This is a genomic window from Dehalococcoidia bacterium, assembly GCA_030648205.1.
Lineage (GTDB): Bacteria > Chloroflexota > Dehalococcoidia > JAUSIH01 > JAUSIH01 > JAUSIH01.
The window spans coordinates 1-17,566 of record JAUSIH010000104.1; the positions used below are offsets into that span (position 1 = coordinate 1).

General features: G+C 61.8%; 17 protein-coding genes. 9 read left to right on the forward strand and 8 right to left on the reverse strand.

Annotated elements, in window-relative coordinates:
* Together Q7T26_11655 and Q7T26_11660 are read left to right on the forward strand one after the other, a co-directional pair.
* On the forward strand, nucleotides 1-1,435 hold a 1,435-nt coding region (locus Q7T26_11655), incomplete at its 5' end, for a glycosyltransferase family 39 protein (GenBank protein ID MDO8532793.1).
* Between the two features lie 50 nt (nucleotides 1,436-1,485).
* A complete protein-coding gene (locus Q7T26_11660) occupies nucleotides 1,486-2,502 on the forward strand; it encodes an LLM class flavin-dependent oxidoreductase (protein ID MDO8532794.1) in 1,017 nt (338 codons plus the stop codon).
* Between the two features lie 13 nt (nucleotides 2,503-2,515).
* On the opposite strand, the gene Q7T26_11665 is transcribed toward Q7T26_11660, so the two are convergent.
* Nucleotides 2,516-3,526 carry an aldo/keto reductase gene (locus Q7T26_11665; protein ID MDO8532795.1) on the reverse strand — a complete coding sequence of 337 codons (1,011 nt, stop codon included), beginning with the start codon at nucleotides 3,524-3,526 and terminating at the stop codon, nucleotides 2,516-2,518.
* A 288-nt stretch (nucleotides 3,527-3,814) separates the two neighbouring features.
* On the opposite strand from Q7T26_11665, the gene Q7T26_11670 reads away from it, so the two are divergent.
* The 3 genes from Q7T26_11670 to Q7T26_11680 all read left to right on the forward strand — a co-directional run bounded on the left by Q7T26_11670 (nucleotide 3,815) and on the right by Q7T26_11680 (nucleotide 6,636).
* Nucleotides 3,815-4,066: a toxin-antitoxin system protein gene (locus tag Q7T26_11670; GenBank protein MDO8532796.1), complete on the forward strand. Its 252-nt coding sequence runs from the start codon at nucleotides 3,815-3,817 to the stop codon at nucleotides 4,064-4,066.
* The gene (locus Q7T26_11675; protein ID MDO8532797.1) at nucleotides 4,063-4,410 is read left to right on the forward strand and encodes a type II toxin-antitoxin system PemK/MazF family toxin; all 348 of its coding nucleotides are present in this window, start codon (nucleotides 4,063-4,065) and stop codon (nucleotides 4,408-4,410) included. The genes Q7T26_11670 and Q7T26_11675 overlap by 4 nt, the downstream gene beginning before the upstream one ends.
* A gap of 219 nt (nucleotides 4,411-4,629) precedes the next feature.
* Nucleotides 4,630-6,636, forward strand: a complete 2,007-nt coding sequence (locus tag Q7T26_11680; protein ID MDO8532798.1) for an AAA family ATPase — start codon at nucleotides 4,630-4,632, stop codon at nucleotides 6,634-6,636.
* A gap of 214 nt (nucleotides 6,637-6,850) precedes the next feature.
* On the opposite strand, the gene Q7T26_11685 is transcribed toward Q7T26_11680, so the two are convergent.
* The 4 genes from Q7T26_11685 to Q7T26_11700 form a co-directional block, all read right to left on the reverse strand.
* A complete protein-coding gene (locus Q7T26_11685; GenBank protein ID MDO8532799.1) occupies nucleotides 6,851-7,084 on the reverse strand; it encodes a type II toxin-antitoxin system HicB family antitoxin in 234 nt (77 codons plus the stop codon).
* Between the two features lie 82 nt (nucleotides 7,085-7,166).
* A complete protein-coding gene (locus Q7T26_11690) occupies nucleotides 7,167-7,559 on the reverse strand; it encodes a hypothetical protein (GenBank protein ID MDO8532800.1) in 393 nt (130 codons plus the stop codon).
* A gap of 14 nt (nucleotides 7,560-7,573) precedes the next feature.
* The gene (locus Q7T26_11695) at nucleotides 7,574-7,972 is read right to left on the reverse strand and encodes a DUF2203 domain-containing protein (protein ID MDO8532801.1); all 399 of its coding nucleotides are present in this window, start codon (nucleotides 7,970-7,972) and stop codon (nucleotides 7,574-7,576) included.
* Between the two features lie 220 nt (nucleotides 7,973-8,192).
* The gene (locus Q7T26_11700) at nucleotides 8,193-9,140 is read right to left on the reverse strand and encodes an LLM class F420-dependent oxidoreductase (protein ID MDO8532802.1); all 948 of its coding nucleotides are present in this window, start codon (nucleotides 9,138-9,140) and stop codon (nucleotides 8,193-8,195) included.
* Between the two features lie 166 nt (nucleotides 9,141-9,306).
* On the opposite strand from Q7T26_11700, the gene Q7T26_11705 reads away from it, so the two are divergent.
* The 4 genes from Q7T26_11705 (at nucleotide 9,307) to Q7T26_11720 (ending at nucleotide 13,773) form a co-directional block, all read left to right on the forward strand.
* Entirely contained in the window at nucleotides 9,307-9,618 is a 312-nt protein-coding gene (locus tag Q7T26_11705; protein ID MDO8532803.1) for a hypothetical protein, read from the forward strand.
* Between the two features lie 10 nt (nucleotides 9,619-9,628).
* Entirely contained in the window at nucleotides 9,629-12,136 is a 2,508-nt protein-coding gene (leuS, locus tag Q7T26_11710) for a leucine--tRNA ligase (protein MDO8532804.1), read from the forward strand.
* Between the two features lie 94 nt (nucleotides 12,137-12,230).
* Nucleotides 12,231-12,755 carry a pyridoxamine 5'-phosphate oxidase family protein gene (locus Q7T26_11715; GenBank protein ID MDO8532805.1) on the forward strand — a complete coding sequence of 175 codons (525 nt, stop codon included), beginning with the start codon at nucleotides 12,231-12,233 and terminating at the stop codon, nucleotides 12,753-12,755.
* Nucleotides 12,756-12,816: 61 nt separating this feature from the next.
* Complete coding sequence (locus Q7T26_11720) at nucleotides 12,817-13,773, forward strand: cysteine synthase family protein (GenBank protein ID MDO8532806.1); 957 nt, start codon at nucleotides 12,817-12,819, stop codon at nucleotides 13,771-13,773.
* A 168-nt stretch (nucleotides 13,774-13,941) separates the two neighbouring features.
* Here the strand turns inward: Q7T26_11720 and Q7T26_11725 are convergent, their stop codons facing one another.
* From Q7T26_11725 to Q7T26_11735, 3 genes are all read right to left on the reverse strand, one after another.
* Nucleotides 13,942-14,547: a hypothetical protein gene (locus tag Q7T26_11725; GenBank protein ID MDO8532807.1), complete on the reverse strand. Its 606-nt coding sequence runs from the start codon at nucleotides 14,545-14,547 to the stop codon at nucleotides 13,942-13,944.
* Between the two features lie 1,430 nt (nucleotides 14,548-15,977).
* Nucleotides 15,978-16,940, reverse strand: coding sequence for a hypothetical protein (locus Q7T26_11730; GenBank protein ID MDO8532808.1), 963 nt, complete (start codon nucleotides 16,938-16,940; stop codon nucleotides 15,978-15,980).
* Between the two features lie 230 nt (nucleotides 16,941-17,170).
* Nucleotides 17,171-17,530, reverse strand: a complete 360-nt coding sequence (locus Q7T26_11735; protein MDO8532809.1) for a DUF86 domain-containing protein — start codon at nucleotides 17,528-17,530, stop codon at nucleotides 17,171-17,173.
* Between the last annotated feature and the right edge of the window lie 36 nt (nucleotides 17,531-17,566).

Below are 17,566 nucleotides of genomic sequence, written 5' to 3' on the forward strand. Positions count from 1 at the left end.
CAACTCCAGCGCGTTCCGGGGCTGGAGCCGGCGGGTCGGCGGGCGGGTCTCGGGGCTCCTGGGCTTCTTCGTGTACCGGTGGGCCCGCGAGCTGTACGGCCAGAAGGCGGCCATTCTCGCCCTCGCCCTGTACGTGTTCGAGCCGAACATCCTGGCCCACTCCGGCCTCGCCACCAACGACCTGGGCGTGACCGCCTTCATGTTCATCGCTGCTTACGCGTTCAGCCACTTCCTGAAGCAACCGAGCCTCGCGCGGCTGGCGTGGGCGGGCGTCGTGACCGGAGTGGCCGCCGTCTCCAAGTTCTCCGGCCTCATTCTGCTGCCCATCTTCGCGCTTTTGCTTGTCGTCCGGGCCGCGCGTCCGGCCCTCGCTCTGCCGATGTGGCGTTTGCCGGGCCTCGCCCGTCTGCCGGCGTCCGGCCTCCGCCCTCGACTGTACCTGGCGGCGGCCTCGTTCGCGGGGCTGCTGGCCGTGACCGCGCTTGTCATCTGGGCCTCGTACTATTTCCGCGTGGACCCGCTCGTGACGCAGAAGGAGCAGCTCGTCAAGCTGGACGCGCTCCTCTCCTCGCGCGTCGCGCCGCCGCTGCGCCAGGACATCGTCGCGTTCGCGGAGTCGGTCCCGCTGCCCGCCAGCGCGTTCTTCAAGGGCAACCTGTATGTCCTCGGAAAGATGCGCGAGGAGATGGGCCAGAGCTTTCTGATGGGCCAGTACGGGGAGCGCTTCCCGCAGTACTTCCTTGTCGCTTTCCTGCTCAAGACGCCGCTGCCGCTGCTCCTTCTGCTGGCCGTCGCGGCGTATCTGCTCGTCCGGTGGCCCCGGCGGGACGAGGAAAACCACATGCTGGTCATTGTGGCCGTGGTCTTCTTTGCGACGTCGCTCTACGCCATCAACATCGGCCTGCGGCACCTTCTGCCCATTTATCCCTTCCTGATTGTGCTGGCAAGCAAGGTGGCGACTATTAAGCTCAGTCGTCCCGCCCTGCTGAACGTACCTCTCGCCGCGCTGGTGGTGTGGCAGGTCGGCGCGTCCACGGCGGTGCACCCCCACTATTTGGCGTACTTCAACGAGCTGGCAGGCGGCCCTGATAACGGCTATAAGTCCCTCGTTGACTCCAACGTTGACTGGGGCCAGGGCCTGAACGACCTGCGCCGCTACATGCAGGACAAAGGCGTCTCGAAGGTCAAGCTGCTCTACTTCGGGACGGCGGACCCCGCGGCGTACGGCGTCGCGTACGAGCCTGTGGCCCGCGCGGAGCTGTACGATCCGCCGCCCGGCGTATATGCGCTGAGCGTCACCAGCCTGCAGATGCTGAGCCGCGACCCGGCCATTCGGCGGGTGTGGCAGGAGACGTACCAGCCGGTGGCGCGGCCCGCCCACGCCATCTTTGTGTATGATATTCCCGCCAGGGCGCCTGCCACGGGTAGGCCGTAGCTGTGCCCGGGCGCTTCTAAGCGTATCTGATTACTGACTGAGGAGGAGTCATGAACATTCGCCTGGGGGTCAGCCTTGTCTGCGACAGGATTCGCGAGTTCCCGGCCTGGGTCCGCGCCATCGAGGCCGCCGGGTTCGACGCGATAGGCTTCGGCGACTCGCCTTCGCTGTACCCGGAGACATATGTCCAGGCCACCATCGTCGCGCTGAACACCAGCCGGGTGATGTTCGGGCCGCGCGTCACGAACCCGCTGACGCGCCATCCCTCCGTGACGGCGTCCGGCATCACGGCTGCGGACGAGCTGAGCGGGGGCCGCGCCATGCTGGGCATCGGCACCGGCGACAGCGCCATCTTCAACATCGGCGAGAAGCCCGCCACGCTCAAGTTCATGCGCGAGTACATTGTGGCCCTCAAGGAGATGTTCGCGAAGGGGCACACCACGTACCAGGGGAAGCGCGTGGTGTTCACCTACACCAGGCGCCGGATTCCCATCTACATGGCCGCCTCTGGGCCGAACAGCCTGCGCCTGGCGGGGGAGATATGCGACGGCGTCATCCTGGGCGGGGGCATCCAGCGCGACCTCATACCGCTCACGCACAAGTACCTGCGGGAGGGCGCGCGGAAGGCCGGCAAGCGACTGGAGGACCTGGACATCTGGTGGCTCATCGGCGCGAGCATCGCCCCGACCAAAGAGCAGGCCGTGGACAACATCAAGACGCACCTGGCGGCGGCCACCAACGCCTCGTTCCGCCTGGGCGTCAAGGAGAAGGGTCTGCCGGACAAGCTGATACCCGCCATCCAGAAGCTTATCCAGCAGTACGACTTCAGCGAGCACGAGCACTCGGGGTCAGGCAAGAAGAACGTGCGCATGGTGGACGAGCTTGGCCTGACCGAGTACCTTGCGGACAGGTTCACCATCGCGGGGCCGCCGGAGGAGTTCGCGCGGCGGGTCAGGGATATGGCGTCCTGGGGCGCCAATCAGCTCTGGTTCACCATGCCGCTGCCCGGCAAGTACGGCTTCCTCGACGCCATGCGCGACGGCGTGATGCCGCGCCTGCGGGGGTAGGCCGCCCCGTCGCCTAAGTTCCGGCGGGGGCCGCCTTCTGCTGCTCTTCGAGCTTGGCGAACTCGGTGTCGTACAGCTCGAAGAGGCGCGCCTCGTCCTCGCGGGAGATGTCCGCGAGGCCGGACGCCGAGACGTACTCGCGCAGGTCCTCCTCGCGCACGATGTTCGGCAGCACCGTCGCGATGGTCGGCTGCGCCAGGCAGAACCGGATGGCCGCCTGGTCCAGCGACATGCTGTAGCGCTCGGCGAGGAAGCCGAGCTTCGTCACCTTCGCCACAGCCGCCGTCAGCCACTGCTGCCTGCGATGGCTCCGGTGGTCGCCCGCCTCGAACACCGGCGGCTGCGCCTTGAAGCGCTCCGTCAGCACCTCGGAGGCGTGCGGCACGCGCGAGATGAGGCCCGTTCCTGTCTCTTTGGCGATGGGGAAGAACTTGCGCGCGGGCTGCTGCTCCATGATGCTGTAGATGATCTGGACGGCGGCCACTTTGCGGTGGCGCATGGAGGCCTCGCCCTCCTCGTACCAGCCGATGTCCGGCCCCAGCGCCACGCCGTAGCTGCGTATCTTGCCTTTGGCGCGCAGGTCGTCGAGCGCGGCGAACAGGTCGTCGCGCTCAATGGCGCTGATGCGCGGGTTGTGTATCTGGTACAGGTCAATGTAGTCGGTCTTAAGGCGCTTGAGGCTCTGCTCGCAGGCGAAGCGGATGAAGTCCGGCTCCAGCTTCTGGGGCCGCTCCTTGTGGCCCTCGCGCGCGGCCTGGGTGTAGAAGTCGTAGCCGCCCTTGGTGCCGATGACGATGTCGTGGCGCTTTCCGCCGAGCGCCTTCGCCAGTATCTCCTCGCCGAAGCCGTCGCCGTAGGTGTCCGCGGTGTCGAAGAAGGTGACGCCCATGTCGAAGGCGTGCTGCATCAGCTTCACGCCGTCGGCGGGGTCAACCTTGCCCCACCAGCCGGTGCTCACCGTCCACACGCCGAAGCCGATCTCGGACACCCGCAGGGCCGTTGTGCCGAGCTGCCTGTACTCCATCGCCGTCCTCCCGCATGTCAGGCCAAACACCTATGGTACGTTGCCGCGAGAGATTGCGTCAAGCGGCGCAGCCCAGTCCCTTCGTCGCTCCGGCGAAAGCCGGAGCCCAGGGACGCAACCTCGCCCGCGTCAGGCGACGCTGGATTCCGGCATACGCCGGAATGACGGTTGTGACGGGAGGGACGGGAGGGAACGTTCACGCTGAGACGTGGTCGCGCTGTTGCCTTGACGTTGTGGCGCGTACAGTCTACAATATGGTATACAAAATGCGCCACTAGAGTAGAGACTATGAAGACAGTTACCGTGCGGGTCCCGAGTGAGATCCGGCGAACGCTCCAGCAACTCGCGGGCGCGTCGAACCGGAACATGCAGTCGGTGCTTGCCCAGGCCGTGGAGGAGTACCGGCGTCGCTGGGTCCTCGATCGGACTAATCAGGCGTATGCCGAGCTTCGCTCCCGGTCCGACCTGTGGGCTGAGGAGGAGGAAGAGCGACGCGCTTGGGAGGCCACCCTGAGCGACGACCTGAAGGGTGAGCGATGACCCCGCCAGCGCCGTCCCGCGGGGAGGTCTGGCTCATCAACCTGGACCCGACGCGAGGGCACGGGCAGGTAGGCCAACGACCGGCGCTCGTCGTCTCGGACAACACCTTCAATCACGGGCCCGCGGGACTCGTTGTCGTCATTCCGATAACGAGCAGGGCGCGGGGTATCCCTCTCCATGTGCGGGTTGAGCCGCCCGACGGTGGCCTTACAGTGGCAAGCTTCATCAAGTGCGAGGACATCCGGTCCGTCTCAAAGGAGCGGCTCACGAAGTGCTGGGGTTCCGTCCGCCCCGACACCATGGCCGCCGTGGAGGACCGGCTGCGCATCCTTCTGGACCTGTAGCGCATAGCCGTAAAAGGGGCGTCACGCGGCGCGGGCGGCGCTTGACACGCGGGAGCGCGGGAGTATAGTGACGGCGGAGGGGGGCCTTCGCACTTCGCGGTGTTCGAGAGGGGTGACACATTAACAGAAACGCCATAGGCCGGGCGGAAAGGTGCTGCGAAAGGGCTATTTTTTGGTACCGTTGGCCGGTCAGTATGCAGTTTGAAGCAGGTGATATGCATGATTACTCATTCGGCAAGCGTTCAAAACTTCAGGTGCATTCTGGACCAAGTCCTTAATTGTGCATCGTTGACCGCACTGGTGGGGCCCAACGGATGTGGCAAATCCACTTTTCTAAGGGCTGTCGAACTGTTTTTCAATCAAAGTCCACGGATAACTCCTGAGGACTTCTACAATTCAGATATCACTCAAGAAATCCGGATCACTTTGACTTTCAAAGAACTCGGCTCTGAGGCTCAAACGAAATTCAAGCTCTACATTCAGGATGGGTCACTGGCTGTTACCAGGGTTATCTCGCTCAATGACGGGAAGGTAGTTTCCAAGTACTACGGTTCCAGCCCGCAAAATCCCGACTTCATCCCTGTCAAGAACGCGGGTGTGGCTTCAGCGATTCTCAGCAGTTATCGGGAATTGAGGAAAAAGCCGGAATACAGTAGTCTGCCAGCTGCTACTGCTAGTGCCGGGGCTCTCGCAGCCATGGGTGAGTGGGAAAACGCTCATCCTGACAAATGCAGCAGAAGCCAGGACAGCGGTCAGTTTTTTGGATTTTCTGAAGTCGGCACTGGCTACTTGGGAGATTTCATTAAGCTCATCTTAGTTCCTGCTGTGCGTGACGCATCAGCAGACGCTTCTGAAGGAACAAAGGCGTCAATCACAGAAATCATGAACCTAGTGGTAAGAAATGCCCTCGCGAGCAGAGCGGAACTGGCGCTTCTCAAAGCAGATACTAAAGCAAAATATGAAGCCATTGTCAACAAAGGCAACATGCCTGAACTTTCAAATCTTCAGGCTCGTTTGACGAAAACACTTCAGACATTCGCGCCCAATACGAGTGTTTATCTGGATTGGATGCCGAGCGGTGGTATTGACATCCCTATGCCTAGAGCGGATGTGAAGCTCGTTGAGGATGGGTACTCGGCCGCCGTCGCCCGAACAGGTCATGGGCTCCAGCGCGCGTTCATACTGACGATGCTTCAGCATTTAGCCTTTGAGCGCGCGCCACAGGGAGTATCGGTGCCGTTCCAAGCTGAAAGCGCAAACGTTGCTGCGACGCACGGAGGTACGGAGATATCAACCGTCACAGTCAAGCTTCCTCATCTCGTGCTGGTAATCGAAGAGCCTGAGCTGTACCAACATCCAAACCGGCAAAGGTACTTGGCGAATGTCCTGCTCGCGCTCGCGCTTGGGTCGGTTCCGGGTGTCGCGGAGCGAACTCAGATCCTATACTGCACACACTCGCCGTTGTTCGTGGGGCTTGACCGATTCGACGAAGTACGCGCATTGCGGAAAGTCGCAAATGGCAATGACAAACCCAAAGTTACTATCGTGAGAGAAGTGCGGGGAGACGTCGTCGCTGAGGAGATTTGGAATGCGGCAGGGCGACCTGAACCAAAATTCACATGGCAAACCCTTAGACCGCGTCTCCAATCGATTATGACGCCGTGGACCAGTGAAGGCTTTTTTGCAGACGCCGCAGTTTTGGTCGAAGGCGAAGACGATAGAGCAGCTATCCTCGGCACTGCTCAGGTATTGGGTCACAATCTTGAAAGTAGAGGAATCTCGGTTATTCCTTGCGGTGGGAAGGCAAACCTGGACAGACCTGCCAGCATTTTTCGGCAATTCGGGATCCCAACCTACGTCGTGTTCGATGGTGACAAAGGAAAAGGAAAAGAAGCGTCCCCCGAAGGCAACAAGCGCCTCCTTAGGTTGTTGGGCAAACCACCTGTTGATTACCCCCCGACGCAGGTAGATGAGACGTTCGCATGCTTTGAGGTTAAATTGGAACAGACGCTGATTTCAGAGTTAGGTAAAGAAAAGTTTGAGGAGCTACTGGGCAAGTGTCTCGATGAAATGGGTATGAATGAGAAACAAGACGGCATGAAAAACCCTATGGTCATGGCGGAGATCATCAAGAGAGCGAACGCGGACGGCTGTCATTGTACGACACTGGAAGCCATCGTGCACCGGGCGCTCGCGCTGGTCTCGAATTCCGCCCCTGCTGCCTGATTGGAGCTGAGTGAGAAATCCACGATTTGCTAATCCGAAGACTGAAGCAAGCCTTAGTGGGCGAGGCCGACCCCATTATTCGGACAGCGATAAGGCCGAAATAAAGGAGTCTTCCGGGACCCGCACGCGTCGCTATCAGAAACGTCTGCACTGTGAGTGAGCAGGCCCGCCGCGCCCTCCCTCACCCCTGCGCGTCTTCCGGCGCGGGGCGGGCCTATCGGCAGGCGGCCTCCGGCAGCTTGCCGGGCAGCGGGCCGTTGCGGATGCCCAGTTCCTTCGCGCTCTCCAGCCACAGCTCGATGGCCTCGGCGATGTTGTGCAGGGCCTCCGCTTTGGTGGAGCCGTAGGAATGACACCCCTTCAGGGAAGGAGTGTACACGTGGTAGCCGCCGCCCTTTTCCGGCTCGAACACGACCTCGAAGCTTTGCACCGTCGCCTTTTTCCGCATGGCCTCCACCTCGCCTTCATTATAGCAAGCCCGGCAGGCAGGCGCGGGTAACGGGGAGGGATGGCGGGGCGGACGCCCCCGCTTACCCCTGCGCGTCTTCGGGCGCGGGGCCGCGACCACGCGCGGGATAGGCGCGGTCCAGGCGCCGCACCTCGACGCCGTCCGCGCCGGCGTAGCGGCGGCAGAAGTCCTCGAATGCGGCCAGGCGATGCGGGTTGAACGTGATGGGCCTGCCCTCGTCGTCCAGGTACGGGTTCGGGAAGTCGGCGCGCATCAGGTCATGGCCGGAGGCGTCCTGGAAGCGAAGCGAGTAGCTGACCGGCGCGCGGGCGTCCTCCTCCTCCATCAGCACCACACGCGCGACGGCGTTCAGGTCTAGGCGAAAGCCGTCCTTCCGCGGAAGGACGAAGGTGACGCCGTCCACTGACGCCAGTTCCCGCAGCATCTCCGCGCAGTCGTCCGCCGAGGCTCCCACCGCCACGCCTCCCGCTACAGAGGCTTCCGCCCGCTATAGCCCGTGTCCGTGCCGTGCCAGAAGCCGACCGCGTCCTCGCCGAGCACCCAGCACAGGTACACCTCACGGCCATCCCGGAGCGAGGGGAAGTCCACCAGTCCTCTGTCTACGTCCCGCACCAGGATGCCCTTCCGCTGGATATCGTCCAGGCGCTTCTGGATAGCGTCGTTGAGCCGGGTCAGGTCCTTCTCGGAATCGGCAAGCTGCCTGTCCGCCGTGCCGCCGCCGTTGGAGCGCGCCTTCACGGACAGCTCGCGCGCGGCGGACATGGCCGCCACGATCTGGTCGCGCAGCTTATGGGCCTCAGCCAGGGCCTCCCGCAGCCACGGGAGCAGGGCGTTGGCCTGTTCTATCGTGAAATGCTGTTGGGCCATAGTCTCACCAGTTGGATTCAACGCTTTCGGATTGTAGCATAGTAGTCGTCTGGGCGGAGTCCACCTCAAGCTACAACAGGCAAGAAGGGAAGAGAATTGTTCAACCAGCAGCTCGTGAGCCTGCTGGAGTCGCCAGATATCCCACGGATGCTCAAAGTGAAGTGGAATGAACAAATCGGGCAAATTATAGAAAACACCGCTTAGCAATACCCACAGTGCGCTATCGCCGTTCCACCTTCGGCGCGACCTCCTCCATGAACAGGCGCAGCGGCTCCAGCGTGTCCGCGTCCGGGAAGCCGAAGATCAGGTAGTCCGCGCCCGCCTCCAGCAGCTTGCCGCACCGCTCCACGCACTGCGCCGGCGTCCCCGCAATGACGCTCCAGCCGTCGCCGACGCCCTGGGGCGCGTACCGCTCCAGCTTGCGCTTCAACTCCGCCTCGTTGCGGGCGACGAGCATCCTTCCCAGCCGCGTCTTCACGATGGTCGCGGGGTCGCGGCGCTCCGTCTCGCAGTGGCGCTCCAGCACGTCGAGCTTCTGGCGCACCGTCGCGGGGTCGCCGAAGATGTTGCACATCTGCGCGTACTTCGCCACCAGTCGTAGCGTGACCTTCTCCCCCGCGCCACCGATGACGATGGGTGGGTGCGGCTTCTGCAAGGGGCGCGGCTCGCACCGGGCGTCCTGAATCGCGTAGTGCGCGCCCCGGAAGGACGGGTGCTCCTCCGTCCACATCCGCAGGACGATCTGCGTCGCCTCCTCCAGCATCTTCATCCGCTCGCCGACGGGCGGGAACGGCCACCCGTAGGCGTTGAACTCGCGCTCGACCCATCCGGCGCCGAGGCCCATGATGAACCGCCCGCCGCTGATGACGTCCAGCGATGCGCCTGTCTTGGCCAGGAGCGCCGGGTTTCGATATGGGACGCTGGCGACCATCACGCCCAGGCGCACGCGGGACGTGCGGGCCGCCAGAGCGCCCAGCGTGACCCACGCCTCCAGGATGGGAGCGGCGTCGCCGCCCGTGTGGCCGGTCTGCATCATATGGTCCATGAGCCAGAGGGAGTCGAAGCCCGCGCGCTCGGCCTCGACGGCGATGCGCTCAATCGCGGGGTACATGCCGCGCGGGTCGCCGCCGGAGAACGTTGACTGCTGGAGGCCGAACTTGATGGGCATAGAGGTGACACCTCCGGCGCAACGCGCCACGTTTTTCCGCTGGCAGCGTAGAGCATGGCGCCGCGCCTGTCAAAGAGGCGGGTCGCATCCGCGTTTCGCGCTTGCGGGCGCTTTTTGCTATACTGGGCAAGCTGACACCCGCGAAAACCTCGCCCAGGAGAGACGCATGTACCGACTCCAGGTCAGATGCCCCGGCAAGTACGCATTCGACGTCGTGGAGGTCCTGTCCGACGTCATGGACACGGAGATGGCGCTCCCTACCATTGACATGTCCGGCACGTCGGAACGCCCGACGGATATCGCCATCAAGGCGCAGAGCCTGGGCCTGGTGGACTCGCTGCACAAGTGGCTGACCCAGCAGGCCCCCGCGGATGCCTACGTGGAGGTGCTGGCGGGCAGCGAGGCGATCAGCCTGAAGCAGAAGAGCCTGGCCGACGCCAAGGCCGCCATCGAGAGGGCCTCCGCCGGGGCGGCGTGAGGGTTGCGTCATGTCGCCTGACAGCGTATCGCAGGGCAAGCCGCGCCTGACCCCTTCGGAGAGGTACAGCCCGCCTGAGATAGAGCGGAAGTGGCTGGCCCGCTGGACCGCGGACAACCTCTACGCGGCGCGCGATGACGACCCCCGGCCCAAGTGGTACGCCCTCACCATGTTCCCGTACACCTCCGGCGACCTGCACATCGGCCATTGGTACGCCTTGGCTCCCTCCGACGTCCACGCCCGCTTCAAGCGCATGCAGGGCTTCAATGTCGTGCACCCCATCGGCTTCGACTCCTTCGGCCTGCCCGCGGAGAACGCGGCCATCAAGCGAAACATCCATCCGTTCAAGTGGACGATGGACAACGTCGTCAACATGCGTCGCCAGCTCCGCACGCTGGGCGCCGTGTACGACTGGTCGCGCGAGGTCATCACCTGCCTCCCTGAGTACTATCGCTGGAACCAGTGGCTGTTCCTCCAGTTCCTCAAGAACGGCCTGGCCTACCGGGCGAAGGCTCCGGCCAACTGGTGCGATAGCTGCAAAACCGTGCTGGCCAACGAGCAGGCTGTCAACGGCGCGTGCGAGCGCTGCGACGGCCCCGTCGTCCAGCGCGACCTGGAGCAGTGGTTCTTCCGCATCACCAAATACGCCGAGCAATTGCTGGACTTCAGCGGGCTTGCTGATTGGCCGGAGCAGGTCGTCGTGGCGCAGCGCAACTGGATCGGGCGCAGCGTGGGCGTGGAGATCGGCTTCGGGCTGGACGCGCCGGGCGTCGCGGACAAGGAGCTGCGGGTGTTCACCACGCGCCCGGACACCATCATGGGCGTGACGTTCATGGTGCTGGCGCCGGAGCACCGGCTGGTGGCCGGGCTGACCACCGCCGACCGCCGCGCCGAGGTGCAGGCGTACGTGGAGCGCACACGCCGCGCGACGGAGATCGAGCGCCTGTCCGCGGAGCGGGAGAAGACGGGCGTCTTCACCGGCGCGTACTGCGTCAACAAGCTGAACGGCGACCGCGTGCCCATCTTCATCGCGGACTACGCGCTGGCGTGGTACGGCACGGGCGCGGTCATGGGCGTGCCCGCGCACGACGAGCGCGACTTCGCCTTCGCGAAGAAGTACAGCCTGCCCGTCAAGGTGGTCATCGCCCCGTCCGGCTGGCGCGGCGGCGAGGAGCTGACGCAGGCGTACATCGAACCGGGGACGATGGTCAACTCCGGCCAGTTTGACGGTGTGTCCAGCGCGAAGGGGTGGCAGGCCATCGCCGACCACATCGAGCAGAACGGCCTGGGACGCCGCGTGGTCACGTACCGCCTGCGGGACTGGCTCATCTCCCGCCAGCGGTACTGGGGCACGCCCATACCCATCGTGTACTGCAAGGCGTGCGGCATCGTGCCCGTGCCGGAGGACAAGCTGCCCGTGCTGCTGCCGGAGGACGCCGCGTTCAAGCCGACGGGCGAGTCGCCGCTGGGCTATCACCAGACGTTCGTCAACACGGCGTGCCCGACGTGCGGCAAGCCCGCGCGCCGCGAGAGCGACACGATGGACACGTTCGTGGACTCGGCATGGTACCACATGCGCTACACTAGCCCCCACTACGACAAGGGCATGGTGGACCCCGTCGCCAGCAAGAAGTGGCTGCCCGTTGACCAGTACACCGGCGGCGCGGAGCACGGCACCAAACACCTGCTGTACGCCCGTTTCATCGCCAAGGCGCTGCACGACCTGGGCGTCGCGCACTTCAATGAGCCTTACCTGCGCCTCTTCTGCCAGGGCATCATCCTGGGCGAAGACCACGAGAAGATGAGCAAGAGCCGGGGCAACGTGGTCAACCCTGACGAATTCGTCTCCACGCTCGGCGCGGACGCCGTCCGCTGCTACCTGATGTTCCTCGGCCCGTGGGAGCAGGGCGGCCCGTGGAGCACGCAGGGCATCATGGGCATCTCCCGCTGGCTGGGCCGCGTGTGGGACATCGCCACGCGCAACTCGAACGAATTCGCCACGAATGGCGCTTCGGCTGACTCGGTGGCGGAGCGCGAACTTGTCCACTGGATGCACAAGACCATCAAGCGCGTGAGCCTGGACATCGAGAGGTTCCGCTTCAACACGATGATCGCGGCGCTGATGGAGTACTGCAACTACCTGAACAAAGTCTGGGAGGCAAAGGCTGTCTCCGCCGCGTCGTGGCGGAAGGCGGTGGAGACGCTGCTGCTGCTGCTGGCGCCGTCCGCGCCGCACATGGCGGAGGAGCTGTGGGAGCGGAATGGCCGCGCGTACTCCATCCACAACCAGCGCTGGCCCGCGTGGGACGAGGCGCTGACCGCGGAGGACGTCATCACGCTGGTGGTGCAGGTGAACGGCAAGGTGCGCGACAAGCTCTCCGCGCCCGCGGGCATCACGCGGGAAGAGGCGCAGAAGCTGGCGCTTGCGAGCGACAAGGTGAAGCAGCACATCGAGGGCAAGAGCATCGCGAACGTGGTGTACGTGCCCGGCAAGCTGGTCAACGTCGTGGCGAAGTAGAGCGCGACGGCCTCGTGTCGCGCGACCACTCACGCCCCAACGGGCTCGCCGCGAGCATCGGTTTAATCATGTCTTGTGAAGCGGGATAAGCTCCGTGGCTGAACATCGGAAAGAACAACGCCGGCGTCAAGGGTATGCCGTCAGCCGCCCTCTCATGCCTGCTAGTTACGGCGTTGCTCCACCGCACATCGGTGGGATGATCGCCTGGACGGCTTTGTGTGATCGCCTGACGAGTGAGCGCAACTACTGGGTAGCGACAACACGTCCTGATGGACGGCCACATGTGATGCCGGTGTGGGGCATCTGGCTGGACGGAATGTTCTACTTTTCAACGGACGCGGCTTCACGCAAAGGCCGCAACCTTGCCAACAATCCCCATGCCTCTGTCCATCTTGAGAGTGGTGATGACGTGGTGATCCTTGAAGGCAGAGTGGAGGAGGTTACAGATCCGGCGCTTCTCAATCGCTTCGCGGACATGTACGAGGCAAAATATCAGTTCCGGCCTGACGTGAACGCCGCTGCGTCGAAGGTGTACGGTCTGCGACCCAAGATTGCTTTTGCATGGAAGGAGAAAGACTTCCCCCGAACTGCAACACGTTGGTCTCTTAAAGGCACCTGATCCTATTCGGTCCGCTCATCCTGAGCCTGTCGAAGGATGAGCGTTTTGCGGGAGATATCGCTTGCCTCGTGGCAAACAGCGCGCACCATCTCGCGTCACCACTGTCCTCGACCTCGTCGGCAACATGCCGCTGGTGGAGTTGCCGTGCCTCAGCCCCAAGCCCGGCGTGCGCATCTTCGCCAAGCTGGAGGGGCAGAACCCGTCCGGCAGCGTCAAGGACCGCGTCGCGCTGGCGCTCGTCGAGGCGGCGGAGCGTCGCGGCGACCTGAAGCCCGGCGCCACCATCGTCGAGGCGAGCAGCGGCAACACCGCCATCGCGCTGGCGATGGTCGGCAAGCAGAAGGGCTACGGCGTCCACGTCGTCATCCCGGAGGGCGTCGCGCCCAGCATCAAGGACATCCTTGAGCTGTACGGCGTGAGCATCACCTGGTGCGAGCCGCGCGGCGGCATGAAGGGCGCGGTTGACCTGGCGCAGCGGATGGCGGAGGAGCGCGGCTACTACCCCCTGCGTCAGTTCTTCGACGCGGCCAACACGGAGGCGCACTACCAGACGACGGGCCGCGAAATCCTCGACGCGCTGGAGCGAGTGGACGTGTTCGTCGCGGGCATCGGCACGGGCGGCACGGTCATGGGCGTGGGCCGGCGATTGCGGGAGCGCGACCCCAACGTGCGGGTCATCGGCGTGGCGCCGCGCATGGGCGAGCGCCTGCAGGGGCTGCGGAGCCTGTCGGAAGGCTTCATGAGCACACTGCTGGACCTGAAGACGTTGGACGGGCGCTATCTGATGGACAGCGCGACGGCCACGCAGGCGGCCCGGCGCGTCGTGGAGACGGAGGGCATCCTGGCGGGCGTGTCGTCCGGCGCGTGCCTGGCGGCGGCGCTGCGCGTGGCTGAGAAGATGAAGCGTGGGAACATCGTCGTCATGTTCTCGGACGGCGGCTGGAAGTACCTGCCTGCCCGGCCGTGGGACGCGGCGCAGAAGGGCGAAGAGGCGCTGGACGAGACCCATTGGTGGTAGAGGGAATACCATCTCCCTGTGTCCCCCTTCCTGAGCGGAAGGGAGAGAGAAAAAGTGAACCTGGGGGTGCGCCCCTCTGCACACCCCGACGGGCGGGCGCGAGCAGGTCAGCGGACGAACGGCGCGACGGGCGCGCCAAGCGACGGACACGCGGATGCAACACGAAGGCTAGCGGCCAGTCTTGGGCGCGCGACGGCGGGGTCTTGCAACAGGCTCCTTCCGCGACTGGCCATGCCATCTGAGTTCAAACATGTCAGGAGTCAATTTTATAGTCGGTGGATATAAGTCTTCCGGCAAATCTGGCAGGTCCTTCCATTTGAGCAGGTAGTTGTTCAAGTCCTCCAACTGTGTGCTGGAGTAGCCCATCCAAGTGTAACGCGCGGCGGCGTTCAACAAATCCACCACGCGTACTAGTTGTGCCTCTGTTAGCCGATGTTCGCCCCGTTCGCAGGCAACCCTAATGTTCTGTAACCACTCCACAACAGGGTGAACTGCATTCAGTAAGACCTGCGCATATATTTCATCAGTCGTATTGTGGATTTTGACTCCTACTATTTCGGAATCGGGCAAAGCCGCTACTTGGACCGGCTTACTAACCAGCTCGTCAAGAGAAACAAGTGGGTCGCCGTTTAGCGTCCAGTCAATCGCCAAGTGACCACTGATTAGCCAACGAGCGTTAGCGGCCCGACGGTTCTGGAAGATCGCCGCACAGTACATCTCCGACAAGACTCCGATGTCTTCGTTAAAATGAGAGAGGGCTTGGTGTTGTCCCACGCGGGGACTATTGTTCGCTTAGTGTTGCGTTCAATCGTTCTCACATCTAGTGAAGCCGTAGCAGAGGTGATGATTGGTGCATCCTGTATGTCTCTTAGGGAAACATGACGAGACTTGCCTTTGATGAAAACACGAACAGCTTTGGGAACACCGGCCCAAAAGTTTGCGAAAGGAAAGGACTTTGCCAGCCGCTGCTTGTATCGCCACCCGTCGGGCGATGTGGCGTGACGGGACGACGCCAGATGTTCGGTCAATATCTCTGTCCAACGCGATACAATTTCAGGATCTATACGCACAATCGCCCCGTGAAAGTGAAGTTGACCCCTTGACAAGGTGATTTCCTTGCCGCGGGCGCGGTAATCTATCCTTTGCGAAAAACCGCCACGTAAATAGGCTCCTTCATTCAAGGTGACCCCATGTACGCAGGTCAGGTTTTCTGGGAATGGGGGTGCTGCGGCTCTGGGATGTTGCTGCGGATACGTGTGATCGGCCCAGTCCCGTCTATCCCAGCGTTCCCCTTGCCCATCTGTGTATGCAAGGACGTAAAGCTCACCCTCGATTCCAGGGCGATTGACAGGAAAAGCGCGCACAACAAACTTTGCTTCGGGCTTTGTAACGTCTGGCATTTCGTAGGTGAACTGTTCCGGACGCTCCGCTGTTATCACCGTTTCTACGCCCAGATCGTTCACGCGTATGGGAAACTCAACCCTCTTGCACAGGCTACGGACAAGATTGGTCAAGCGCGATGACTCTAGTGGCTCGCGCAGGACTACCTCAATGGACGTTCCGTTGGAGCGGCGCTGGCCGACCTCCGTGAGCAAATAGTTGCGAGGACCCGTGAGAGTCAGCCGGACTGGCCCACCCCTCTGAGGAGATGTCGGTTTGAACGTATCAACTGTCACTTGATCGCTGACTGCGAAAACTGAGAGAAAGCCAACCCCAAAGCGGCTTGTAGGTGCGAAGCGAAACGCACGTCTGAATTCGTCCGTAGTGTAGAAGGAGCGTCCTATTTGCAGAAAATACCTTTCTATTATCTCCCTGTCCATCCCAATCCCGCAGTCCGCGATAGTGAATACCTGCCGCATTTCCTTTTCCCCGGACAATTCGTTTGTCATTTCCTTGCTGGTTAGAACAATACGGAGGGGGTAATTGAAGCGGCGGGCTTCATCCACCTGGGTTGGGTACTCAGGTGGAACCACGCCAGCCTGGGCCAGATCATAGTAAAGCTGGCAGCGGGTGGCATCCAGCGCGTTCTGGATCAATTCGCGTATAAAAGCCAGACGATCCTCATATACATCGTAGATGAGTCGGTCCAGAATAATGTTGCTATCAATCTGGAAGGTCCATTTTGAAGGAATGTATGTCGCTGCGGGAGCGCGACGAATCTTGATCGTTCCATTGGTGTCATCAAGTGTTACGACGGGAGCTCGTCACCCACCGTGGCGTGTCGCTCTTGCCATAAGAACATTGGCGTTGTTGGCTTCTTCCACAAGCCATTGGCACCAATCTTGAAGCGTTCTATGCTCCTCCTGCTGGTGGCACTCGGCGGTGATGTCAATACGATCGTGGGACGTGAGACGGTGGGTTATGCGCTGATATTGCGACCAGTGGGCCAAACTTTCGGCTGGCAAAGGACACGCGGCGTTGAGCAGCAGCGGACATGCGCGGTCATAGGACATGTCCAACAGGTCACCGATCCTCAAAAGAATTGCCATCAGCCTTACATTGGCGGTTTCTCCTCTTACATCCCTGCGTTCTGGGTATCGTTCGTTATCTTCAAGCTGTTCCCTGCGCAGTCCGTGAGAAACACAAACATCAGAGACCGTGCGCAACAAGACGGGGTCGTCAAAAGCAAAACGGCCTAAGCTAGATTGCAAACCAAAGATAACTTCAGCGGCGCGTTCGTGATGCTTGCGTCGTATATACTCAGCAATCAGAAATCGCACCTGCACGTCAGCAAGAAAGCCTGCGCTTGCGTTTTCTTTGTCAGCTCGAAGCAATTGTATGTTGGTCCATCTCTTGGCCGCTGAACCGTCTCCGGTGGTCCAGTTCTTCCACTCATCAGAAGCGAGAATAGACAGTTTTTCACTGTCAGAAACGACCATCCCCGCATCATGAAGATAAGCTGCGGCAATGAGAATGTAGGCTTCAATCGCAGACAGTTCTATCACAGGCGAATCTGGGCGTTCGTTCTTGAACAGAAGTTTGGAAAGCTGTGCGATGATTTCGCCGCTGTGTTCAACCGTATGACGTGTATAGTGAGGGAACGTTTGGGGTATGTAATTTAGCCAACCCTTGATTGCGTCGCGCAATTCAATTGCTTTGCCATAGTACTCAGCATCTTTAACTTTCAAATACAGAGGCAGAGCTGTTTTCAAGGCATCAATAGGCATAGCCTCACCCCCATTAACAACGTGACAGTACTTTCCTTATTCAGTATACTCCTCGGAAATGCGCGTCTTTGCGTAGGGAGCAAAGCTCATGGTTTGCGAAAGGGACGGGAATAAGGAGAAAAGAGACAAATAGCGGAGCTTTACCTGCTCCGCAACTGCGGGAACAGCACCACCTCGCGGATGGACTCCTGGCCCAGCAGCAGCATGACGAGCCGGTCTGTCGAGTCGCTCTATTCTCTATCGGGGCCGGACTCTTTTGTCAGCAAGTCCTTCAGCATAGGGCTAAGAGGTGGCAAGTCTCGTGCGATCGTCTCCCAGAGAATAGGCAGGCTCACACCGAAGTATTCGTGGGTCAGAATGTTGCGTATCGCCCGCATTTCAGCCCACGGGACATGCGGATAACGTTCCTGGGCCTCCGGCGGAATATGGCGGGCAGCCTCGCCGATGACCGTGAGATTGCGGACGACGGCATCCACGGCCATCGGGTTGGACTTGAACGCATCAAACGTCATGCCCCGAGTATAGCTCTCAATCCGCTCCAGGGCCTCCAGAATATCCTCGACGCGCTGCTTCCAGTCCCTATGCGGCACGAATCGCTTCCCTCAGGATGTGGCTCCGCATGCGCT